Source organism: Corynebacterium sp. FDAARGOS 1242 (assembly GCF_016889985.1).
Classification (GTDB): Bacteria; Actinomycetota; Actinomycetes; order Mycobacteriales; family Mycobacteriaceae; genus Corynebacterium; species Corynebacterium minutissimum_B.
Genome location: NZ_CP069568.1, coordinates 1,945,944 through 1,963,872 on the forward strand (window position 1 = coordinate 1,945,944; position 17,929 = coordinate 1,963,872).

General features: G+C 59.2%; 25 protein-coding genes and 1 pseudogene. 9 read left to right on the top strand and 17 right to left on the bottom strand.

What is annotated here, in order from left to right; translation table 11 throughout:
• Positions 1-231: 231 nt before the first annotated feature.
• The gene (locus I6J72_RS13255) at positions 232-705 is read right to left on the bottom strand and encodes a hypothetical protein (RefSeq protein WP_370552137.1); all 474 of its coding nucleotides are present in this window, start codon (positions 703-705) and stop codon (positions 232-234) included.
• A gap of 103 nt (positions 706-808) precedes the next feature.
• A complete protein-coding gene (locus I6J72_RS13260) occupies positions 809-1,438 on the bottom strand; it encodes an IS1634 family transposase (protein WP_370552138.1) in 630 nt (209 codons plus the stop codon).
• A 488-nt stretch (positions 1,439-1,926) separates the two neighbouring features.
• Between I6J72_RS13260 and I6J72_RS13165 the strand changes: the two genes are divergently transcribed.
• Positions 1,927-2,250, top strand: coding sequence for a hypothetical protein (locus I6J72_RS13165; RefSeq protein ID WP_239107302.1), 324 nt, complete (start codon positions 1,927-1,929; stop codon positions 2,248-2,250).
• Between the two features lie 368 nt (positions 2,251-2,618).
• Here the strand turns inward: I6J72_RS13165 and I6J72_RS09245 are convergent, their stop codons facing one another.
• Positions 2,619-3,107 (bottom strand): hypothetical protein, encoded by a 489-nt coding sequence (locus tag I6J72_RS09245; RefSeq protein ID WP_204098979.1) that lies wholly within the window; start codon positions 3,105-3,107, stop codon positions 2,619-2,621.
• A 239-nt stretch (positions 3,108-3,346) separates the two neighbouring features.
• Positions 3,347-3,580: pseudogene (locus I6J72_RS13170) on the bottom strand (uL15 family ribosomal protein); the annotation flags it as partial.
• Between the two features lie 283 nt (positions 3,581-3,863).
• On the opposite strand from I6J72_RS13170, the gene I6J72_RS09255 reads away from it, so the two are divergent.
• On the top strand, positions 3,864-5,171 hold the full coding sequence (locus tag I6J72_RS09255; protein ID WP_204098980.1) for a class I SAM-dependent methyltransferase: 1,308 nt from the start codon (positions 3,864-3,866) through the stop codon (positions 5,169-5,171).
• Positions 5,172-5,179: 8 nt separating this feature from the next.
• On the top strand, positions 5,180-6,670 hold the full coding sequence (locus I6J72_RS09260) for an FAD-binding oxidoreductase (protein WP_204098981.1): 1,491 nt from the start codon (positions 5,180-5,182) through the stop codon (positions 6,668-6,670).
• 79 nt (positions 6,671-6,749) lie between these two features.
• Here I6J72_RS09260 and I6J72_RS09265 read toward each other — a convergent pair whose 3' ends face one another.
• The 7 genes from I6J72_RS09265 to rpsH form a co-directional block, all read right to left on the bottom strand.
• On the bottom strand, positions 6,750-7,127 hold the full coding sequence (locus I6J72_RS09265) for a hypothetical protein (protein ID WP_204098982.1): 378 nt from the start codon (positions 7,125-7,127) through the stop codon (positions 6,750-6,752).
• A gap of 587 nt (positions 7,128-7,714) precedes the next feature.
• On the bottom strand, positions 7,715-8,161 hold the full coding sequence (rplO, locus tag I6J72_RS09270) for a 50S ribosomal protein L15 (RefSeq protein ID WP_039673748.1): 447 nt from the start codon (positions 8,159-8,161) through the stop codon (positions 7,715-7,717).
• Positions 8,162-8,164: 3 nt separating this feature from the next.
• A complete protein-coding gene (rpmD, locus tag I6J72_RS09275) occupies positions 8,165-8,350 on the bottom strand; it encodes a 50S ribosomal protein L30 (protein WP_039673747.1) in 186 nt (61 codons plus the stop codon).
• 3 nt (positions 8,351-8,353) lie between these two features.
• Positions 8,354-8,980 carry a 30S ribosomal protein S5 gene (gene rpsE / locus I6J72_RS09280; RefSeq protein WP_083311939.1) on the bottom strand — a complete coding sequence of 209 codons (627 nt, stop codon included), beginning with the start codon at positions 8,978-8,980 and terminating at the stop codon, positions 8,354-8,356.
• A 40-nt stretch (positions 8,981-9,020) separates the two neighbouring features.
• A complete protein-coding gene (rplR, locus tag I6J72_RS09285) occupies positions 9,021-9,422 on the bottom strand; it encodes a 50S ribosomal protein L18 (protein WP_039673743.1) in 402 nt (133 codons plus the stop codon).
• A gap of 3 nt (positions 9,423-9,425) precedes the next feature.
• A complete protein-coding gene (gene rplF, locus I6J72_RS09290; RefSeq protein WP_204098983.1) occupies positions 9,426-9,962 on the bottom strand; it encodes a 50S ribosomal protein L6 in 537 nt (178 codons plus the stop codon).
• A gap of 14 nt (positions 9,963-9,976) precedes the next feature.
• Entirely contained in the window at positions 9,977-10,360 is a 384-nt protein-coding gene (rpsH, locus tag I6J72_RS09295) for a 30S ribosomal protein S8 (protein ID WP_070673498.1), read from the bottom strand.
• Between the two features lie 311 nt (positions 10,361-10,671).
• Here rpsH and I6J72_RS09300 point away from each other — a divergent pair, with 311 nt between their 5' ends.
• Together I6J72_RS09300 and fdhD are read left to right on the top strand one after the other, a co-directional pair.
• On the top strand, positions 10,672-10,920 hold the full coding sequence (locus I6J72_RS09300; protein WP_204098984.1) for a DUF6457 domain-containing protein: 249 nt from the start codon (positions 10,672-10,674) through the stop codon (positions 10,918-10,920).
• The gene (gene fdhD / locus I6J72_RS09305; RefSeq protein WP_204098985.1) at positions 10,917-11,768 is read left to right on the top strand and encodes a formate dehydrogenase accessory sulfurtransferase FdhD; all 852 of its coding nucleotides are present in this window, start codon (positions 10,917-10,919) and stop codon (positions 11,766-11,768) included. Before I6J72_RS09300 ends, fdhD begins: the two co-directional genes overlap by 4 nt.
• Here the strand turns inward: fdhD and I6J72_RS09310 are convergent.
• Positions 11,737-12,522 (bottom strand): formate/nitrite transporter family protein, encoded by a 786-nt coding sequence (locus I6J72_RS09310; protein ID WP_204098986.1) that lies wholly within the window; start codon positions 12,520-12,522, stop codon positions 11,737-11,739. The two genes, fdhD and I6J72_RS09310, sit on opposite strands and share 32 nt — an antisense overlap.
• Positions 12,523-12,647: 125 nt before the next feature.
• Between I6J72_RS09310 and I6J72_RS09315 the strand changes: the two genes are divergently transcribed.
• From I6J72_RS09315 to I6J72_RS09325, 3 genes are read left to right on the top strand one after another with little or no spacing between them, the layout of a single operon-like run.
• The gene (locus tag I6J72_RS09315) at positions 12,648-13,394 is read left to right on the top strand and encodes an ABC transporter ATP-binding protein (protein ID WP_204098987.1); all 747 of its coding nucleotides are present in this window, start codon (positions 12,648-12,650) and stop codon (positions 13,392-13,394) included.
• Positions 13,391-14,644 carry a hypothetical protein gene (locus I6J72_RS09320; RefSeq protein WP_204098988.1) on the top strand — a complete coding sequence of 418 codons (1,254 nt, stop codon included), beginning with the start codon at positions 13,391-13,393 and terminating at the stop codon, positions 14,642-14,644. The genes I6J72_RS09315 and I6J72_RS09320 overlap by 4 nt, the downstream gene beginning before the upstream one ends.
• The gene (locus tag I6J72_RS09325) at positions 14,641-15,213 is read left to right on the top strand and encodes a hypothetical protein (protein ID WP_204098989.1); all 573 of its coding nucleotides are present in this window, start codon (positions 14,641-14,643) and stop codon (positions 15,211-15,213) included. The genes I6J72_RS09320 and I6J72_RS09325 overlap by 4 nt, the downstream gene beginning before the upstream one ends.
• Before the next feature lie 57 nt (positions 15,214-15,270).
• Here I6J72_RS09325 and rplE read toward each other — a convergent pair whose 3' ends face one another.
• From rplE to rplN, 3 genes are read right to left on the bottom strand one after another with little or no spacing between them, the layout of a single operon-like run.
• Positions 15,271-15,822: a 50S ribosomal protein L5 gene (gene rplE / locus I6J72_RS09330; protein ID WP_070673494.1), complete on the bottom strand. Its 552-nt coding sequence runs from the start codon at positions 15,820-15,822 to the stop codon at positions 15,271-15,273.
• A 1-nt stretch (position 15,823) separates the two neighbouring features.
• Entirely contained in the window at positions 15,824-16,138 is a 315-nt protein-coding gene (gene rplX, locus I6J72_RS09335) for a 50S ribosomal protein L24 (RefSeq protein ID WP_039673728.1), read from the bottom strand.
• A gap of 4 nt (positions 16,139-16,142) precedes the next feature.
• On the bottom strand, positions 16,143-16,511 hold the full coding sequence (gene rplN / locus I6J72_RS09340; RefSeq protein ID WP_070673493.1) for a 50S ribosomal protein L14: 369 nt from the start codon (positions 16,509-16,511) through the stop codon (positions 16,143-16,145).
• A 435-nt stretch (positions 16,512-16,946) separates the two neighbouring features.
• Here rplN and I6J72_RS09345 point away from each other — a divergent pair, with 435 nt between their 5' ends.
• Positions 16,947-17,330: a hypothetical protein gene (locus I6J72_RS09345; RefSeq protein ID WP_204098990.1), complete on the top strand. Its 384-nt coding sequence runs from the start codon at positions 16,947-16,949 to the stop codon at positions 17,328-17,330.
• On the opposite strand, the gene I6J72_RS09350 is transcribed toward I6J72_RS09345, so the two are convergent.
• Both I6J72_RS09350 and I6J72_RS09355 read right to left on the bottom strand, forming a co-directional pair.
• Positions 17,327-17,716 carry a type II toxin-antitoxin system death-on-curing family toxin gene (locus I6J72_RS09350; RefSeq protein WP_204098991.1) on the bottom strand — a complete coding sequence of 130 codons (390 nt, stop codon included), beginning with the start codon at positions 17,714-17,716 and terminating at the stop codon, positions 17,327-17,329. The two genes, I6J72_RS09345 and I6J72_RS09350, sit on opposite strands and share 4 nt — an antisense overlap.
• Positions 17,717-17,722: 6 nt before the next feature.
• Positions 17,723-17,929: a CopG family transcriptional regulator gene (locus I6J72_RS09355; RefSeq protein WP_204098992.1), complete on the bottom strand. Its 207-nt coding sequence runs from the start codon at positions 17,927-17,929 to the stop codon at positions 17,723-17,725.

Consider the following 17,929-nt stretch of genomic DNA (forward strand, 5'->3'; position numbering starts at 1 on the left):
GACCCCATTACCCTACCAGCCGCGCGCTATTTCGCCACATCTACCCCTCGGCCAACTGAAAATAGTTTTGTCCTTAGCGGTATTTCTCATTCCGTCCTACCATGGCCTGTGTTGCCTCTTCAGCGCTGTCGCTGTACGGCGACCTCCAACTCCTCGACCTCTCCCGCGACGCCCGCGGCGCCTCGGAGTACGGCCGTTTCTATATCTGCCTAACGATGAAGCGTCCTGCGTTTACGCACCAATGTTGAGTTCGAATCTGCGGTATTTCTTGAGTGTTCTCACGAGGCGTTTGATGGATTGACCACTGCGGGTCTCCATCAGGTGGGCCACGGCTAGTGCTGCCGTCACAATGTGGAGATGTGCTGTGATCGAGTCTTGTTTCCTGGCGTAGATTGGGCGTGCTTTCAGGTCTGATTTCGACATCCGAAACGATTTTTCAATGTTGAGTAGCCTGCGGTAATGCCCGATAACCTCTTGGGCGGCAAGAGCGGTCAGGTCGGTTTCATAGCCTTTAATTCCGGCCAGGGCTCGGTGCTTGGCAGCAAGGGCGTAGTTGACCTTCTTGTTCGGGGCGCAAAGATCGATATAGCGGTTGCGCTTGATTGCGATATCGCCGTCAACAGCGCGTTTGACTTTTGCGACTTGCTCTTTGATTCCGCGCAGGCTGCGCCTAGCCCGATCGTGGGAGTACTGGAAGTGGGTCACCGTATTCGGGGTAGCGTGCTTGCGCCCATCGCTTGCCGAGGCTTGTGTCCAGATCTGGCCGTGGGTGTAGTCTTCACCGGGTTTTCCCGCCGCCAGGTTTCGATCACCTCAGGCACGGTGGGGGTTTCACCGACAAAATATAGTGCAGACCTGCATCTATCAATGCTTGTTTGTTCGCCGCGGAGAACATGCCTGCATCAGCAACGACGGTGACCTCGTCGAGTTGGTAAGCCTCTTGGAACCGTGTGATCATCGGTAGCATCGTGTGGGTTTCTGCAGAGTTGCCAGCAAACGCGCCCACATGCAGTGGAAACCCAGTGGCATCAGTAAGCAGCCCGACAAGGACTTGCGGCTCGAGGCGGCGCTCTTTAGAAAACCCGGGTTTGCGAAGCTCATCAGGAGTATCGGTTTCAAAGTACAAGGTGGTCACGTCGTACAAAATAAAAGTACCTGGCCCGATACCTGCATGATGGGCCAACGCTTGGGTTAGTATCTCTCCGAACGATTCGGTTGCGAAGGAGGAAAGACGCCTCTGGATGGTGCGATGGCTTGCGCTGGTGATGCCAACCTCGGCAAGAGTCTCGATGGAATCCAGCTTTGAGCCGGGATTGATAATCCGGGCACGCACCAGATCGCGAAACACCGGATCATCACCGCTTGCTGCAGCAAGACCTAACTCGTTGAAACACGCATCAATACAGTCCAACAAGTAACCTGCTCGCTGTGCTGTCACCGGCACCGGGTCATCAGCGGTTCCCCTGCTTGCTGAAGGCTCTACTCCAAGATCAAGGGTGAGTTGATCTGCATCAATAAGACGCCGGGCCTGGGCTTTAAGCTGCTCAACTTGATCAGGTGAGTGCCCTGATCCGACTTGTTGAAGCTTTTTCGACCCCCGATGCTCAGACCACACCACCTGAACCGCCGTCGCCCCGGAAGCGGTCTTGACAGTGCGAATGTATGGACTTACAAAATCAGACTACCGGCTACCCCCGCCGATACCCGCTTAGTGTCGAAAACAACCACCACAACACCAAACCCCCAGGCCACAATGCCAAGGGTGACCTTCATCGCCCAACCGTGAACCAAGCCAGGTCTTACTACCGTAGTCTCCAGCACGCCTCTGACATCCGCCGCTATCACCTCACTATCCGCGGCCATATCTAGCGCTGGGATACCGACTGATCCTGGTGCTCGCGGGTCTTTGGCGCGCAAAATCGCAAGGTGCAGAAGGTATGGCCGCGCATGCTGCGCCGCAGCCCCTTTTACTTCAAGCTAGTACGCCTCGACTGTAAATACGACCTGGAATATCACTTCATCAAAAAGTTCCACGGCAAACCACGCGCCGAGCGGGTAGCGCAAGACATCGAGGCCACCCCGGAGAACCTGCTCGAGTTCCTCCAATGGCTCTTTGAAGCCTCAATTGTTCAGCCGGTCTGGCTCTGCTTCATCCGCCTACGTGATGGCGTGGACGAACTGGCAAGCACCGGCGACATTGCCTCTGGTTCCACTGCCCCATGGCCGCCCTATCCGCTTCGCGCCAGGTAAGCCTGGGCAAACGTCGGCTTCTGATCCGACGCAGTCAGAGACCATGTCGACCCTTTGGCCCCGAATATCAGTGCACTCAACCGCATCATCGAAGCCAAAGTCAATGAGCTTAGTGGACACAAATCCCTCTAGCCATAGGCATTCAATTCCCGGGAAACTTCGAGGAACTCTACGGCGGCGATTCTCCCGCCACCATCAAAGCGGTTACCGATCCGGATGGCCGTTACCCTGGCCTGTACGGGAAAACCGTAGACGAAGCCTAGCTCTTCCTCACCCCACCGATTTCGGTACGGAAAGCATAACGGGTGAAACGCCCGTCCCGAGCGTTCCACCCCTTATTCGTCCCAAGAACTCAGGACGCTCGCGCCTTAGTATGCAGCGGTGATATTTTCGTAGCCGTTGACCTTCAGCGCATCCATGACGCGCTGCACAGCTGCTTCATCCTTTTCCGGGTTGTAGGTCTCAGGGAAGGTCAGGTGAGCAGAGTGGTCATCCTCGAACTCAATGTTCATGAACTCGTGGCCGACTTCCTGGGTGGCCAAGGCGAGCTCGCGCTGTACGGCCAGCTTGCCGCTCTGAAGGTTGCCGCCGTTGAACCCAGGATCAACATCGTCGGAGCCTTCCGCAGCACCATTTATGACATCTTCCTTATCACCGGTAATGCGACCCTTTTCAGCGTGTGCACCCGGCTGCTGGTCCAGAACACGCTGCTCGCCAGCCTCGGACGGTGCGCTTTGAGAGGTCTCAGCCGGATCCGGCTGGGACAGTTGGTCCTGGGCGTCGACTGGGCCGGTAGAGCCAGCAAACGGCATGACGGCAGCAATTACAGTAGCAAGCCAGGAAGAAATAGATGACATAAGAGCCTCCTTAGTGTTTGATAATTTTCAACTAAAGAAGAACCTAACACCCACAGATACAATTCGCCATAACGGCAACCTTATTTTTTAATAAAGGCTTCCTGTCAGCTACTTCCGGTATCTACTGCGCACAATTCCCAGAACCTGCGTTTTATACAGGCACCAATGTGCCTGCAAAACGGAATCATTTTCCTGCCTCGCAAGTGCGGAGAGGGGGGATGGAATCTATTGAGTAGAGATTACTTGGTTGCGGTGGCGGTGCCGTCAGCAGCCTCGATCTTCTCAACAGCAGACTTGGAAAACTCTTCAGCGGTGACATTCAACTTAAGGTTGATCTCACCGTTGCCCAGAACCTTGACCGGCTGATCCTTACAAACCAGGCCAGCAGCAACGGTGATGTCGCCGCCCTACGCAAACTTCTCAGCCAAGTCAGCAACGTTAACTACCTAACGCTCAACATGGTTCGGGTTCTTTCGACATTAATTTGAGCCAAGTCAGGAACGGTTGAAAACTTTTGCCCCGCTTACCCTTCCAGCCGCGCGCTATTTCGCCACATCTACCCCTCGGCCAACTGAAAATAGTTTTGTCCTTAGCGCTATTTCCTTTTCCGTCCTACCATGGCCTGTGTTGCTCCTTAGCAATGTCGCTACAAGGCGACCTACCCCTCTTCGACCTCTCCCGCGACGCCCGGGGCGCCTCGGAGTACGGCCGTTTATATATCTGCCTAACGATGAAGCGAAAGAAGTACGTAGTTCTATGAGTACGCGTTTTACCCCCATGACCGTGGCGGAGATCATTGATGCATTCGTCCCGCAGCCCAATCCTTTCCGTTGGGAAGCCTTCGACGGTTCCGTCACCGGCCCTGCCGACGCTCCATTCACCGTCACGATCAACAGCCTCCAAGGCTTGGCTTATATCGCCACGCGCCCGGGTGATGTCGGGTTCGCCCGCGCCTATGTCACCGACGGCATCACGGTTGAAGGTGAACACCCAGCGCACCCTTATGGCATCTTCGACGCACTCCACGTCATGTATGACAAATTCACCAAGCCGGACGCCAAGACCCTGGCGCGCGTCGTGCGTTCGCTGGCGTCCATGGGTGCGTTCCAGATTCAACCGGTTCCCGACGTCGAGCGTGCCTCTTGGTTGCGACGCAAGCTGCACGAGGGTCTGTCCAAGCACTCCAAGGAACGCGACGCCGAGGTGATCTCTGACCACTACGACGTGGGTAATGATTTCTACGAGCTCTTCCTCGGCGACTCCATGACCTACACCTGTGCTTACTACCCCTCCCCCGATGCCACTCTCGATGAGGCGCAGGAGAACAAATACCGCCTTATCTTCGACAAGTTGCGGCTCAAGGAAGGCGACCGCCACCTCGACGTCGGCTGCGGCTGGGGCGGCATGGTGCGCTACGCCGCCAAGCGCGGAGTGAAGTCCCTAGGCGTGACATTGTCCAAGGAACAGGCCGAGTGGGGCCAGGCCAAGATCAAGGAAGAGGGCCTTGAAGACCTCGCCGAGATCCGCTTCATGGATTACCGCGACGTCACCGAGGAGGGCTTCGACGCCATCTCCGCCATCGGCCTGCTCGAGCATATCGGGGTGAAGAACTACCCCGATTTCTTCCGCTTCCTTAACGGCAAGCTGAAACCCGGCGGACTCATGCTCAACCACTGCATTACCTACCCGGATAACCACAAAACCCCCAAGGGCGGCTTCATCGACCGCTACATCTTCCCCGATGGCGAGCTGTCCGGCTCCGGCACCATTACCAAGTGCATGCAGGACGCCGGATTTGAAGTCGTGCATACCGAGTCCCTGCGCTTCGACTACATGCGCACGCTCCACGATTGGTGCGAGAACCTCAAAGACACATGGGAGGAAGCCTGCTCCCTGGTAGGCCTGCCCACTGCGCGCCTGTGGGCCATCTACATGGCCGGCTCCGAGTGGGGCTTCGAGCACAACATCATCAACCTCTACCACTTCCTGGGCGTCAAGCTGGGCGACGCCGGCTCCCGCGCCGGTGTGCCTGAGCGCCGCTGGTGGGAAGATTCGCGCTTTTAGGAGGAAAAATGGTGTCTCGTTTCGTTAACCGAATCAGTAATCACCGCAGTGTCGACGCCGTGGAGGTCCCGCCGGTGGGTTGGAAGGCGCACCGGGAGGGCGTCGATAAGCTCCTGCGCAGCTTCCGCGCCGTGCCGAAGGATAAGCGCGTGCGCCTGGCCAAAAAGACCTCGAACCTCTTCCGCGGCCGCAGCGGCGAGCAAGCGGGGCTGGACGTCTCCGGCCTGGGAGGTGTCATTGAGGTCGACCCCATTGCGCAGACTGCCGAGGTCCAGGGCATGTGCACCTACGAAGACCTAGTCGATGCCACCTTGCCGCATGGCCTCATGCCTTTCGTGGTGCCACAGCTGAAAACCATTACGCTCGGCGGTGCGGTGACGGGCATGGGCGTGGAGGCCACGAGCTTCCGTGACGGCCTACCCCACGAATCGGTGCTGGAGATGGACATCCTTACCGGAACCGGGGAGATTGTCACCTGCTCACGCGAGGAGAACGTCGATCTCTTCCGCCTCTTCCCCAACTCTTACGGCTCTCTGGGGTACGCGGTGCGCCTCAAGATTGAGCTGCGCGCGGTGAAACCCTATGTGGAACTGCGGGAAGTGCGCTTCCACGACGTCGACTCACTCGCACGCGTGCTTGACGACGTCTCCCGTACCCACACCTACAACGACCAGGACCTCCACGGGCTCGATGGGGTGGTCTTCTCCCCAAACGAGGCATACCTTGTCATGGCGCGTTTTACGGATGAGGAGGGGCCGACCTCGGACTACACGAGGGACAAGATCTTTTATCGCAGCCTCCAGCATGCCCGCGGTATCCGCCACGACCGCCTGACGGTGCGCGATTACATCTGGCGCTGGGATACCGACTGGTTCTGGTGCTCCCGCGCCTTCGGGGCACAAAACCCGCGGGTACGCAAAGTGTGGCCGCGTGAGCTGCGGCGCAGCTCCTTCTATTGGAAGCTGGTGCGCTTGGACCGCAAGTACGAACTTGAATACAACTTCATTAAGAAGCCCAAGGGCCTTCCCCGCGGCGAGCGAGTAGTGCAAGACATCGAGGTCACTCCGGATAACTTGCCTGAGTTCCTGCGTTGGTTCTTTAAGGCCTCCGATATTCAGCCGGTGTGGCTCTGCCCAATCCGGCTACGCGATGGTGTGGAGGACCTCATCGGTACTGGTGACATCGCGGCCGATTCACCTGATCCCTGGCCGCTTTACCCGCTGCTGCCGGGCCAGACCTGGGTCAACGTGGGTTTCTGGTCCGGGGTGGAGGGCAATCACGTCGACCCCACCGCTCCCGGCAATGGCGCCTTCAACCGCATCATTGAGGCCAAAGTCAGCGAACTCGGTGGGCACAAGTCCCTGTACTCAGAGGCCTTCTATTCCCCCGAAGAGTTTGCGTCACTCTACGGCGGCGAACTGCCCGCACACATCAAGGCAGTGACCGACCCGGACAACCGCTTCCCGAGCCTCTACGACAAGACGGTCAACGATGCTTAAGATGGGCGCCTAAACAGCCCGACCCCCATCACCAGGATCTCATCCCTGGTCATGGGGGTCTTGCTAGATTCGGGCGGGGTTACGCAACAGCGTCCACACGAACGAAACCATTGTCAGCCAGGGACTTCATCATGCGGTCAACAGCAGCCTGATCGGTGTCCGGGTTGTAGGACTCAAGGAAAACGATGTGGGCAGTCGTGGTGCCTTCGAAGCGGATGGTCATGAATTCATGGCCCAGTTCCTCGGTGGCGAGGAAAAGCTCGCGTTCCACGGCCTTCTGTGGGCTCAGCTCTGCACCCGGCTGGGCAGACGGCGCGTTCTCACCGGCGGTGGCATTTTCCACGTGTGCGGCAGCGGCCTGGGAGTGCACGCCGTTGTCATCGAGCGGCGCGGCGAGGCCAAACAGCGACATAATGGTGGCCATAAAACCCGCGACGATCTGGCTGATAAAGGTCATGAACTTCTCCTTAAACTGGCATGCAGTATTTCTGAGAAAGAAGTCTATCACCTCATGGATTTATAAGCTAGCCGGACACTAGCAGGGAACTGGTGAAACTCCAGCAGCGCACTAGCAGGACACAAGCAGGGCGCTAGCGGGACGCTAGCAGGACGCCAGTAGGACGCTAGCCGTAGCGGAGCATTGGAACCTTTTAAGAAATGCCTTTTGCGACCCCGATTCGGCAAATCCCCAGGTCACCGCATAAAAATTCGGCCATAAGGTGCCTCTTAAAAGGCATTAGTACCTTTTGCAAACCTCCCGCGACAAAACCCCAGGTCAACACATAACAACCCGACCATATGGTGCCCCTCAAAAGGCATTAGCACCTTTTGCAGCCCAGAGAGAAGCCGCGCAGACCCAATGCCCCCCCCAGCAACCGCGCACCCTCGCTTCCCCCAGAACAGCCAAGCGCCCCCGCCGCCTTCCAGCACCACGGCCCCGGCGACCATGCGCGGGCAAAAACGCCACAACCCTCCCACAGACCACCGAAATGGTGGCCCCGTGGGAGGGTGTGCAGTTAGGTTCTCCGCGAACCGAGAAACGATTTACTTGGTGGTGGCGGTGCCGCCAGCAGCCTCGATCTTCTCGACAGCAGACTTGGAGAACTTGTCAGCGGTGACATTCAGCTTAACGTTGATGTCGCCGTTGCCCAGAACCTTGACCGGCTGGTTAGCGCGGACGAGGCCAGCAGCTGCAATATCAGCAACGGTGATGTCGCCGCCCTGTGCAAACTTCTCAGCCAAGTCAGCAACGTTAACTACCTGGTACTCAACGTGGTTCGGGTTCTTGAAGCCCTTGAGCTTCGGCAGACGCATGTGCAGCGGCATCTGGCCACCCTCGAAAGCAGCGGAAACCTGCTTGCGAGCACCGGTGCCCTTGGTACCGCGACCAGCGGTCTTACCCTTGGATGCCTCACCGCGGCCGACGCGGGTCTTGGGCTTGTTGGAGCCTGCGGCCGGGCGCAGGTCGTGGAGCTTGATGATATCAGCCATGGTTTACTCCCCTGCCACTTCTTCGACGGTGACCAGGTGACGCACCTTGTGAACCATGCCGCGGATGATCGGGGTGTCCTGCTTAACAACAGAGTGACCGATGCGCTTGAGGCCAAGAGCCTCAATGTTGGCGCGGTGGTTCGGCTTGGTGCCCACAAGGCCCTTCACCTGAGTAATCTTCAGAGCCATTGCTTATGCCTCCTGACCTGCGCGCTTGCGCAGCATCTGGGCTGGCGTGACCTCTTCGAGGGACTTGCCACGACGTGCGGCAACTTCCTCGGGGCGAACCAGCTGCTTGAGGCCGTCCACGGTAGCGCGGACGACGTTGAGAGCGTTGTCGGAGCCCAGGGACTTCGACAGGATGTCCTGCACGCCAGCGCACTCAAGCACCGGACGAGCAGCACCACCGGCGATAACACCAGTACCCGGAGCGGCCGGCTTCATCATGACGATGCCAGCTGCGTCGCGACCCTGAACCGGGTGGGTAATGGTGCCAGCAATCATCGGGACGCGGAAGAAGTTCTTGCGAGCCTCTTCTGCACCCTTCTGGATTGCGGCCGGGACTTCCTTGGCCTTGCCGTAGCCGACGCCAACCATGCCCTGGCCGTCGCCAACGACGACGAGAGCGGTGAAGGACATGTTGCGGCCACCCTTAACGGTCTTGGAGACGCGGTTGATGGTCACAACGCGCTCGATGTACTTATCGCGCTCGTTGTCCTGCTGGTTGCGGCGGTCGTTACGACGGCCGTTGTTGCGACCCTTGCGGTCGTTGTTGTTCTCGGCGGAGCGTCCGCCGTCACGCTGTTCACGGTCCGACATTAGGCGTTCCTTCCGTTGATGTTTCCGTGTGCCTTAATCATTAGAACTGCAGACCACCTTCGCGAGCGGCGTCGGCCAGCGCAGCAACGCGGCCGTGGTACTTGTAGCCTGCACGGTCAAAGACGACCTGCTCGATGCCAGCGGCCTTGGCGCGCTCAGCGATGAGCTCGCCTACCTTGGCAGCCTTGGCCTTCTTGTCGCCCTCGAGTGCGCGCACGTCGGCTTCCATGGAGGAAGCAGCAGCCAGGGTGTGGCCGGCCAGGTCGTCGATGACCTGGACGTGCATGTGGCGGGAGGAGCGGTGAATGACCAGACGCGGTGCCTCAGGGGTGCCGCGGAGGGTCTTACGGATGCGGAAGTGGCGGCGCGCGCGTGCTTCACGACGACGCGAGGAAATGTCCTTGCCAACCGGGGTGCGCTTTGCGTTTTCAGTGTTAGCCATTGCTTACTTACCCGTCTTTCCGACCTTGCGGCGGACCTGCTCGCCGTCGTAGCGAATACCCTTGCCCTTGTAAGGATCGTCCTTACGCAGGCGGCGGATGTACGCGGCGACCTGTCCAACCAGTTGCTTGTCAATACCAGATACGGAGAGCTTGGTTGCGCCGTCCACAGCGAAGGTGATGCCCTCCGGAGCCTTAATAAGGATCGGGTGGGAGTAGCCCAGAGAAAACTCCAGGTCCTTGCCCTTCTGCTGGACACGGTAACCGACACCGAAGATTTCCATCTTCTTGGTGTAGCCCTCGGTCACGCCAACAACGGCGTTGTTGACCAGGGAGCGAGACAGACCGTGCAGAGCGCGGTTCTTGCGGTCGTCATCCGGACGGGAGACCTTGATCTCATCGTCCTCGACAGCTGCGGTGATCGGCTCCGGCAGCTCAACCTCGAGGGTGCCCTTGGAACCCTTCACGTTGACAACCTGGCCGTTGATGGTGATCTCGACGCCCTTCGGGACGGCGATAGGTGCTAGACCGATACGAGACATGTGTCAATCCTCCCTTACCAGACGTAGGCGAGAACTTCTCCGCCTACACCCTTCTCCTGAGCCTGACGGTCGGTAAGCAGACCCTGGGACGTGGAAATAATGGCCACGCCCAGGCCGCCCAGAACCTGCGGCAGTTCGGTGGACTTTGCGTACACACGCAGACCCGGCTTAGACACGCGACGCAGACCCGAGAGGGAACGCTCACGGTTGTTGTACTTAAGCTCGAGGGACAGCTCGCGGCCCTCGACGGAGTAGTCAGCGATGTAGCCTTCCTGCTTCAAGATCTCGGCGATGTTCACCTTGAGCTTGGAGGTCGGCATCGACACGGAGTCGTGGTGCGCATTAGATGCGTTGCGCACGCGCGACAGCATGTCGGCAATAGGATCAGTCATAGTCATATGAGTGACCTGTAACCTTTCTCGTTGCGGTTCCCGTAAAACTCACCAAAGCGTTCTCCGTGTGATTTCGGGCTACTCACGCTCCCCACAGTCAATACCGTGAGGCGCTCGCCACCCTTTGATACAGACAACGGTCCGCTATCTACGGCGAGGGGCCTACAACAAAGTAGATGTGTTCAATTCTTCCGGCTTGGCACATTTCCGCTGTTCGCGCACTATTTTCTCAGTGCGGGATGAGGAAAAATGCAAGTCCGTCGGCTTACTCTACCCGTTGACATGCTGTTTTCCAAAACGCGTTAGCATTGTTGGTTATGAGTGAAGAACAAGACCCCATCCGTACGGCACACCAGTGGCTTGAGGAGGCCGCAGTGCTTGTCGACGTCTCCTCGGCCGACGCCACCGCCCTCATCAAAGAGCTGCTTGACCTCACCAAAGACGTGGCCCATACCCAATCCCGCCCCGCTGCCCCGCTGACGGCGTATTTGGTTGGTTTGGCCTCGAAGGACGTCGACGAGGCCCGCGCTCACATCGCCACCTTGAAGGAGGCCCTCAACCGATGAGCGGGCGCATCAACGCCACCTTTGCGGTGACCAAGGTGCGCCTCGATGAGGAGGGCCAGGTCACCCAGGCCGATACCCGCGGCGATACCGTCGCCGGCGAGGAACCCCTGGAGATTCGCGTCGGCGGCCAGACGCTTACGACGACGATGCGCACGCCCGGCCACGATGTCGAGTTGGCCCACGGCTTCCTCCACTCCGAAGGACACATTGAGAAGGTTAGCGACGTTCAGGAGGCCCGCTACTGCGCCGGCGCGTCCGTGGATGGCCGCAATCCTTATAACCTTCTCGACGTGGAGCTCGCCCACCCCCATGCGCTAACCCTTGCAGATCTTCGCCTCACCACAACCACCTCTGCCTGCGGCGTGTGTGGCACCTCCTCTATTGAGGCGCTCATGAAGCAATCGCGCTACGAGATTCCGCACGTGCCGGTGGACCCGAGGGTCGTCGCTCAGCTTCCCGACACCCTCAAACAAGAGCAGAGGCAGTTCCGCAAGACCGGCGGCATCCACGCCGCGGGCGCGTTTACCCTTGACGGCGAACCTGTCGTCGTCCGCGAGGACGTGGGCCGCCACAACGCCGCCGACAAGGTCATTGGCCACCTGCTCATGGAAGATATGCTCCCCGCCAGCGACCTCATCCTGGTCATGAGCTCGCGCGCCAGCTTCGAGCTCGTCAACAAGGCAGCGATGGCCGGCTTCGGCATGCTCGTCGCGGTCTCCGCAGCCTCATCGCTGGCGGTTGAGACCGCGCGGGAGACCGGCATGGCGCTCGTGGGCTTTGCCCGCGGTGACCGCTTCAACCTCTATTCGGGCGAGCTTAGTCGCGGTACGCTTCCGGGCCGGAGTTAAGCCAGGCATACACGCCACCAATAAGGAAGCCGCCGCCGATAAGGTTGCCGACCCACACGATGGACCAGTTGAGCAGCACCGCGCCGAGGGTAAAGCCCTCCGGCAGCGGGCTGGCGCAGAAGAAGGTCAGCAGCATGAGGCAGAAGTTCGCAATCACGTGCTCCAGGCCCAAGCCCACGAAGCAGGCAATGATAGGCACGATGACGAAAAACTTGGACACGATGTCCTTGGCAAAGACGCCACCCACAATCGCCATGTTGACCACGAAGTTAGCCAGGATGGCCTCCACGAACATACCGCCCGGGCCCTTGGTCAGCTTGCCCATCGATAGCGTGGCAATGAGGTGATTCGGATCCATACCGCCCAGCTTCGCCGACACCCCCATGGCAGCGGCAAAGAGCACGACGCCCACCAAGTTAAACAGGGTGGTGACGACCAAGAGCCACATGCCCTTGCCCCAGCTCACGTGTTTGTTCACGGCGCCATAGACCATGTACATCATGTTGCCGGTAGCCAGGTCCGCGCCCAGAATGACGATGGCAAACAGGCCCAAGCCGAATAGGCAGGCAAAGACGAGCGAGCCCATGCCTTCCATATGCTTCTCGACGCCCATTCCCAGCACCGCCGCAAACGCCGTACCGATGGCCAGGTACACGCCCGCCAAGGTAGAGCGGACAGCAAAGCGGGAGAAGGACTGATCTAGGAGCGTGACCTTCTTCGTCACGGCCGCCGCAGCAGCATCATTCAAGGACATCGATTACCTCGCACGATTGAGATTTCAGAGACGTTTGTATCGTACTCCTCCGCACGCGCCGCAGGTCAATCACTGACCTACAATGAACAATTGCAATCACTTTTCACTTATGAAAACCTTGTGGGATGACACCCTTCCTGTCTGTCCAGCACCTCAGCTACGGCTACTCCGCCCGCGCTGAGGTTGTTCGCGATATATCCTTCGACCTCGCCCCAGGGCTCACCGTCCTCCTCGGCGCAAATGGCGCGGGGAAAAGCACACTCATGCAGCTCATCGCCGGTGAGCTACGCCCGCCGACAGGAACCATCTTCGTGGGTGGTGAAGACGTCCGCCGTTCCGACTCGTGGCGGCAGCGCATCGGCTGGGTTCCGCAACGCAGTGTCTTTGATCCGGCGCAACGCGCAGTGGATTTCGTAGCAGACGTTGGATGGCTGCGCGGACTGGACCGCGCAACAGCACGCCACCACGCGGTCAACGCCTTGCGGATAATGGGCTTGGAGGAACACAGCACTACTCGCCTACGCGCGATTTCCGGTGGAATGCAGCGCCGCGCCATGGTCGCGGCGGGCATTGTCCACGAGCCAGATGTGCTGCTTCTCGACGAACCCACCGCAGGCCTCGACCCACACCATCGGTCCTCGCTCATCCGCGCACTGCGTGACATGGCCTCGAACGGCACCAGTGTCCTCATGTCTACGCACATCGCGGCTGATATGGACTCCGCCGATCGCGCGCTCATTCTTCATCGTGGGTGCATCGCAGCCGATTCTTCTGTTGCAGATTTCATCGAAAGGTATGACTCCGTAGAGCAAGGATTCTGTACCGTCACCGAACAAGCTACCGACGGGACACAGGGAGGGGCTGCTGTGTGAGACGCCTTCGCTTCATTCCTGTTGTACTCTTCACCGCGCTGCTGAGTTTTGCCTCTGCGCGGGGCAGTAACGTCGCCGGTTCCTGGCCAGAGGCCACCGCAATCTGTGTGGTTGTCGCCGCGGCTACAGGCGTACTTCTCGCAAGTATTGCTGCATGGGACTCAGGAAGCCAGGACGCTACGTTTCTGCGCTCCACATCCACCTCGCGCGCTCGCACAGCAGCACTTCTCGTCGGCCCGGCGTTGGCGTGGGGACTGGCCAGCATTCTTATCGGCTTCATAATCCTGGCAGGGTTTGTGTATACCGCGCCCGTGGGAGGCTCGCCGTGGTTCCTTGTCATCATCAGCAGCCTTGTGTGGGTTGTGCTATGTGCGGTTCTCGGCGCAGGCTTGGGCGTCCTTGTCCGACGCCGGCTTCTCACCGCGTTACTCGCAGCACTCCTCACGCTAGCTTTGTGCGTGGTATCGGCGTGTGCGGATTCCATACCGGCTTGCCCACGCTTTCTTTTCTTCCCCGGCAATGGGTACGAGCTGATCGCTCGGCAGCCACGGGTGGCTTCGGCCGCAATTTCTGCCGTCATGGTGGTAGCCCTCAGTGCCTGTGTCCTTGCTGCACTGACACGCCACCACCCTGCCCCGCGTTACACCGCGCTGAGTTTTCTAGTCATCATCACCGTCGCCGCTGTTGGCTCCGCGGCAGTGGGGCCGCAGGGTACGCGGGCACGGGACACCACGGAGGCGTCGGCAAGCTGCACTCGGGATGCGAACACACAGCGATACTGCAGTTGGCCGGAGGACCACGCGCTTGTCGTAGCTGCAGACGCGCACTGGCAGGAATTCACGCAGGTGCTTGTCGACGCCGGCCTTCCTCCCCTCACCGGCACATACGGTCAACCTGGCTCGGAGCACTCCACGGAATTATCCCACACAGTTACTAGCCCAGCGGCCCTGTATACCCGCGTTTATGAAGCGCAAGCTGCGGCGCTGCGCGCTCAGCGCCCCTGCGAAGAAACCGCTGCCTCTCGCAACGCACACCAGGTGCTCTCGGACTGGGCCACGTATGCCTTCAGAACGCAGGACGACAGGTTTTCTACCCTCAGCGCGCAAGGCTCAACTACTCCCGCGCGTGCCTGGATTGAGAACGACCTGTCGCACCGTTCGCCCGCGGAACAAGCCAGGGCTCTGGCTCCCTTTGTTCACACCATACAGACGTGCGGCTCCGAGCTACCGCCACTGGGGGTTGCACAATGAACCCTTACCTGAGACTTCGCCGTTGGCCGGAGTTCTTCTTAATCCTCAGCCTTGGCGTGGTAGCGCAGTTCCTAGATAACCTGGCCGTACCACAGCTCTTCGGAGCGCCACTGAACCGTCCCGTGTTCGTTTTCAACCTGCTGCCACTGCTCGTCGCAGGCTCCATACTGGCGTTGCTGAGCAGTTCGTGGGACGAGAGATACGAGGCCGCAAGCACCGCCCGTTCGCTGCGCAAGGAGAAAGTTACCTTGTTGGGCTCGGCTGCCGCAGCGTGGACTGCAGTGTTTGGAATCGGATTGTTCCTTGGGGTGGTACCGATTCATTCTGTATCCACGATCTTTTTCTGCCTCGCTGTGGTTGGCCTCGTACTAGCGCTGCGTAGCCGCCTGAGCTCGAAGCCCTCTGCGGGAATTGCGCTCCCACTGTCGCTGCTGGCACCCCTTTTCCCCTGGTACGTGGGCGAGACCACGCCGCTGGGCAATTCCCTCGGCCAAGGTATGTCTCCCATCGTTGCCATCGTGTGCGCCGCCCTCTTCGTGGCAGGCGCGGCTACGTGGCTTCGCCACTAAAACGCAACAATCCCCCGGACTCCTTTCGGAGTGCCGAGGGATTGCCTCAAGCGCTATTTACTTGAACGGGAAGCCGAGCTCGCGCAGGAGCTTGCGGCCCTCTTCGTCGTTGGTAGCGGAGGTCACGACGGTGATGTCCATACCACGCGGGCGGTCCACCTTGTCGATGTCGATCTCGTAGAACATGGTCTGCTCGGTAAGACCGAAGGTGTAGTTGCCGTGGCCGTCGAACTGCTGGTCGGAGAGACCGCGGAAGTCGCGAATACGCGGCAGCGCGATGGTCAGCAGGCGGTCCAGGAACTCCCACATGCGGTCGCCACGCAGGGTGACGCGTGCGCCGATGGGCATGCCCTCACGGAGCTTGAAGTTAGCGATGGACTTCTTGGCGCGACGTACCTGCGGCTTCTGGCCGGTAATCGCGGTGAGGTCCTCGATAGCGCCGTTGATCAGCTTGGAGTCGCGGGCAGCGTCGCCCACACCCATGTTGACAACGACCTTGGTGACGCCCGGAATCTGCATCACGTTGTCGTACTTGAACTCTTCGTTGAGAGCCTTCTTGATTTCCTCGCGGTAGCGGGTCTTCAGACGCGGAGTGTAGTTCTCGCTCATTTTAGATGTCCTTCCCGTTGCTACGTGCGATGCGGACCTTCTTGCCGTTTTCATCGAAACGGTAGCCCACGCGGGTCGGGTTGCCCTCGGAGTCCAGGATCGCAACGTTGGACACGTGGATCGGAGCTTCCTGGGTTACGATTCCGCCGGACTCGGCGCCACGCTCGGTAGCGGAGTTAGCAACGTGCTTCTTAACGCGGTTAACGCCCTCAACGAGGACCTTCTCACGCTTCGGGTATGCCTCGATGACCTTGCCCTTCGCGCCCTTGTCCGGGCCCGAAATAACAATCACCATATCGCCCTTATGAATCTTCATAAGACTAGATCACCTCCGGTGCGAGAGAAACGATCTTCATGAACTTCTTGTCACGAAGCTCGCGAGCAACCGGGCCGAAGATGCGGGTACCGCGCGGCTCGTTGTCACCCTTGAGAATAACTGCGGCGTTTTCATCGAATGCGATGTAGGAGCCGTCCGGGCGACGGGTCTCCTTCTTGGCGCGGACGACGACAGCCTTGACGACATCGCCTTCCTTTACGTTGCCACCCGGGGTGGCTTCCTTGACAGTGGCGACAACAACGTCACCAATGCCAGCGAAACGTCGAACGGAGCCACCGAGAACGCGGATGACGAGAATCTCTCGTGCACCGGAGTTGTCGGCGACGCGCAGACGCGATTCTTGCTGAATCACTATGGGTCTCCTGACCTGGATTAACGTGCGTCAAGATTTCCGTCCTTGACGCACCTGGTCTACTTACTTACGTGGCATAGGTTGTGCGACGAACGCGCTGTTGACAGCGGTCGAAGGGTCTCGGTGCGGCGATTCGGAAACGCATCGCGCTGCACCGACCGGCCATATGCAACCCGTTTATTCAACCATGCCCTACCCCATTTCCCCAAATCACGCGTCTGCGCCACGCGCTCTCCCCCGCCCCGGACCACCCACGCCCTCCGCGCCAGGCCACCCACGTCCTCCGCGCCAGGCTATCCACCGCCCTTCAGGTCTGCACCTGTGGAAATGCGCATCGAGAATGCATTCCCTCGATACTATGGGCTCTATGAACAGCATCGTGTGTAGAGAAGGACTCGTTGTGGTGACCACTCGGGCCAAGGAGGAGCGACAACTATGACGTATTCACTGCGCACAGCCATCCTGCATGGCCTTCTTTTTGCCCTCGTTGCGGTGTCGTTCATCCTGCCGGTCATCCTCGGAGCCGGCGCTCTGTTACCGGTGCCAGTTGCTGCGTGGACCTCGGTGGTTGTTGCTGGCCTCGCGCTTGTCGACGCCTCCTTCCACGCCTTTTCCCCCACCCAGCGTCCCACGCGCGGGCTGCGCTTGAACTCAGCGCTCGGCGCCCTCGTCCTCATAGCGGGTTGGCTGGTGTGGAACCACCTCTACAGCACTATCGACGCCACAGCAGCTACCCCCTACCGCATCGGCACTTTCCTACTTGGGGTAGGCGCGGTGCTCAGCGTGTTCTGCATCGCCATCGCGTCCATCAAGCGCTAAGACCAGCCTGGCGTACTAGGGAAATGGCGTCGCAGCAGCGCTGCAATCTCTCCAACATCAAGTTCTCCCCGAGCACTCCTACAGAGAATGTCGAAGAACTCATCGTCCGGGACTCTAAAGGAATCGAGACCGTGGGCCTTCAGCATCAGCGTTGCAAGGTAGAGGTCTACTCGCTTATTTCCATCAATAAACGGGTGTCCGTCTTCAATAGAGGAGATAAGCGCAGCTGTCTTTGAAAAAGCATCTGGGTAGAACTCATGTCCGCCAAAGGTCGAAAACGGACGTTGAAGTGCAGCATCGACCAGCCCCCAATCTCGGGCGACAAACCCTAACTCTTCAAGCAAGGGTTTGATTACCTCGAGCGAGAAGACCTGCCTGATGTCCATTAGCCCTTAAGCATCCTTGAGACGCTCTAGTAGTTCGGAACGGTACTCAGAGATATCCGCAAAATGGCGGGCTACGTAGTCTCTAGCTACCAGCTTCTCGAATTCTTTCTCAATAATCGACACCATGTACTGCTGCTTAGAAAGACCGGCCTGACCAGCCAGCAGCGTCAGATGTTTCGCTTGCTCTTCCGTAAGCCTCAGGTTGATTGACAT

Bases quoted from the DNA above. Each gene is read 5' to 3' on its own strand.
- I6J72_RS09245 (WP_204098979.1), bottom strand. From the start codon at position 3,107: ATGTCATCTATTTCTTCCTGGCTTGCTACTGTAATTGCTGCCGTCATG.
- I6J72_RS09255 (WP_204098980.1), top strand. From the start codon at position 3,864: ATGAGTACGCGTTTTACCCCCATGACCGTGGCGGAGATCATTGATGCA.
- I6J72_RS09260 (WP_204098981.1), top strand. From the start codon at position 5,180: ATGGTGTCTCGTTTCGTTAACCGAATCAGTAATCACCGCAGTGTCGAC.
- I6J72_RS09265 (WP_204098982.1), bottom strand. From the start codon at position 7,127: ATGACCTTTATCAGCCAGATCGTCGCGGGTTTTATGGCCACCATTATG.
- rplO (WP_039673748.1), bottom strand. From the start codon at position 8,161: ATGGCTGATATCATCAAGCTCCACGACCTGCGCCCGGCCGCAGGCTCC.
- rpmD (WP_039673747.1), bottom strand. From the start codon at position 8,350: ATGGCTCTGAAGATTACTCAGGTGAAGGGCCTTGTGGGCACCAAGCCG.
- rpsE (WP_083311939.1), bottom strand. From the start codon at position 8,980: ATGTCGGACCGTGAACAGCGTGACGGCGGACGCTCCGCCGAGAACAAC.
- rplR (WP_039673743.1), bottom strand. From the start codon at position 9,422: ATGGCTAACACTGAAAACGCAAAGCGCACCCCGGTTGGCAAGGACATT.
- rplF (WP_204098983.1), bottom strand. From the start codon at position 9,962: ATGTCTCGTATCGGTCTAGCACCTATCGCCGTCCCGAAGGGCGTCGAG.
- rpsH (WP_070673498.1), bottom strand. From the start codon at position 10,360: ATGACTATGACTGATCCTATTGCCGACATGCTGTCGCGCGTGCGCAAC.
- I6J72_RS09300 (WP_204098984.1), top strand. From the start codon at position 10,672: ATGAGTGAAGAACAAGACCCCATCCGTACGGCACACCAGTGGCTTGAG.
- fdhD (WP_204098985.1), top strand. From the start codon at position 10,917: ATGAGCGGGCGCATCAACGCCACCTTTGCGGTGACCAAGGTGCGCCTC.
- I6J72_RS09310 (WP_204098986.1), bottom strand. From the start codon at position 12,522: ATGTCCTTGAATGATGCTGCTGCGGCGGCCGTGACGAAGAAGGTCACG.
- I6J72_RS09315 (WP_204098987.1), top strand. From the start codon at position 12,648: ATGACACCCTTCCTGTCTGTCCAGCACCTCAGCTACGGCTACTCCGCC.
- I6J72_RS09325 (WP_204098989.1), top strand. From the start codon at position 14,641: ATGAACCCTTACCTGAGACTTCGCCGTTGGCCGGAGTTCTTCTTAATC.
- rplE (WP_070673494.1), bottom strand. From the start codon at position 15,822: ATGAGCGAGAACTACACTCCGCGTCTGAAGACCCGCTACCGCGAGGAA.
- rplX (WP_039673728.1), bottom strand. From the start codon at position 16,138: ATGAAGATTCATAAGGGCGATATGGTGATTGTTATTTCGGGCCCGGAC.
- I6J72_RS09345 (WP_204098990.1), top strand. From the start codon at position 16,947: ATGACGTATTCACTGCGCACAGCCATCCTGCATGGCCTTCTTTTTGCC.
- I6J72_RS09350 (WP_204098991.1), bottom strand. From the start codon at position 17,716: ATGGACATCAGGCAGGTCTTCTCGCTCGAGGTAATCAAACCCTTGCTT.
- I6J72_RS09355 (WP_204098992.1), bottom strand. From the start codon at position 17,929: ATGTCAATCAACCTGAGGCTTACGGAAGAGCAAGCGAAACATCTGACG.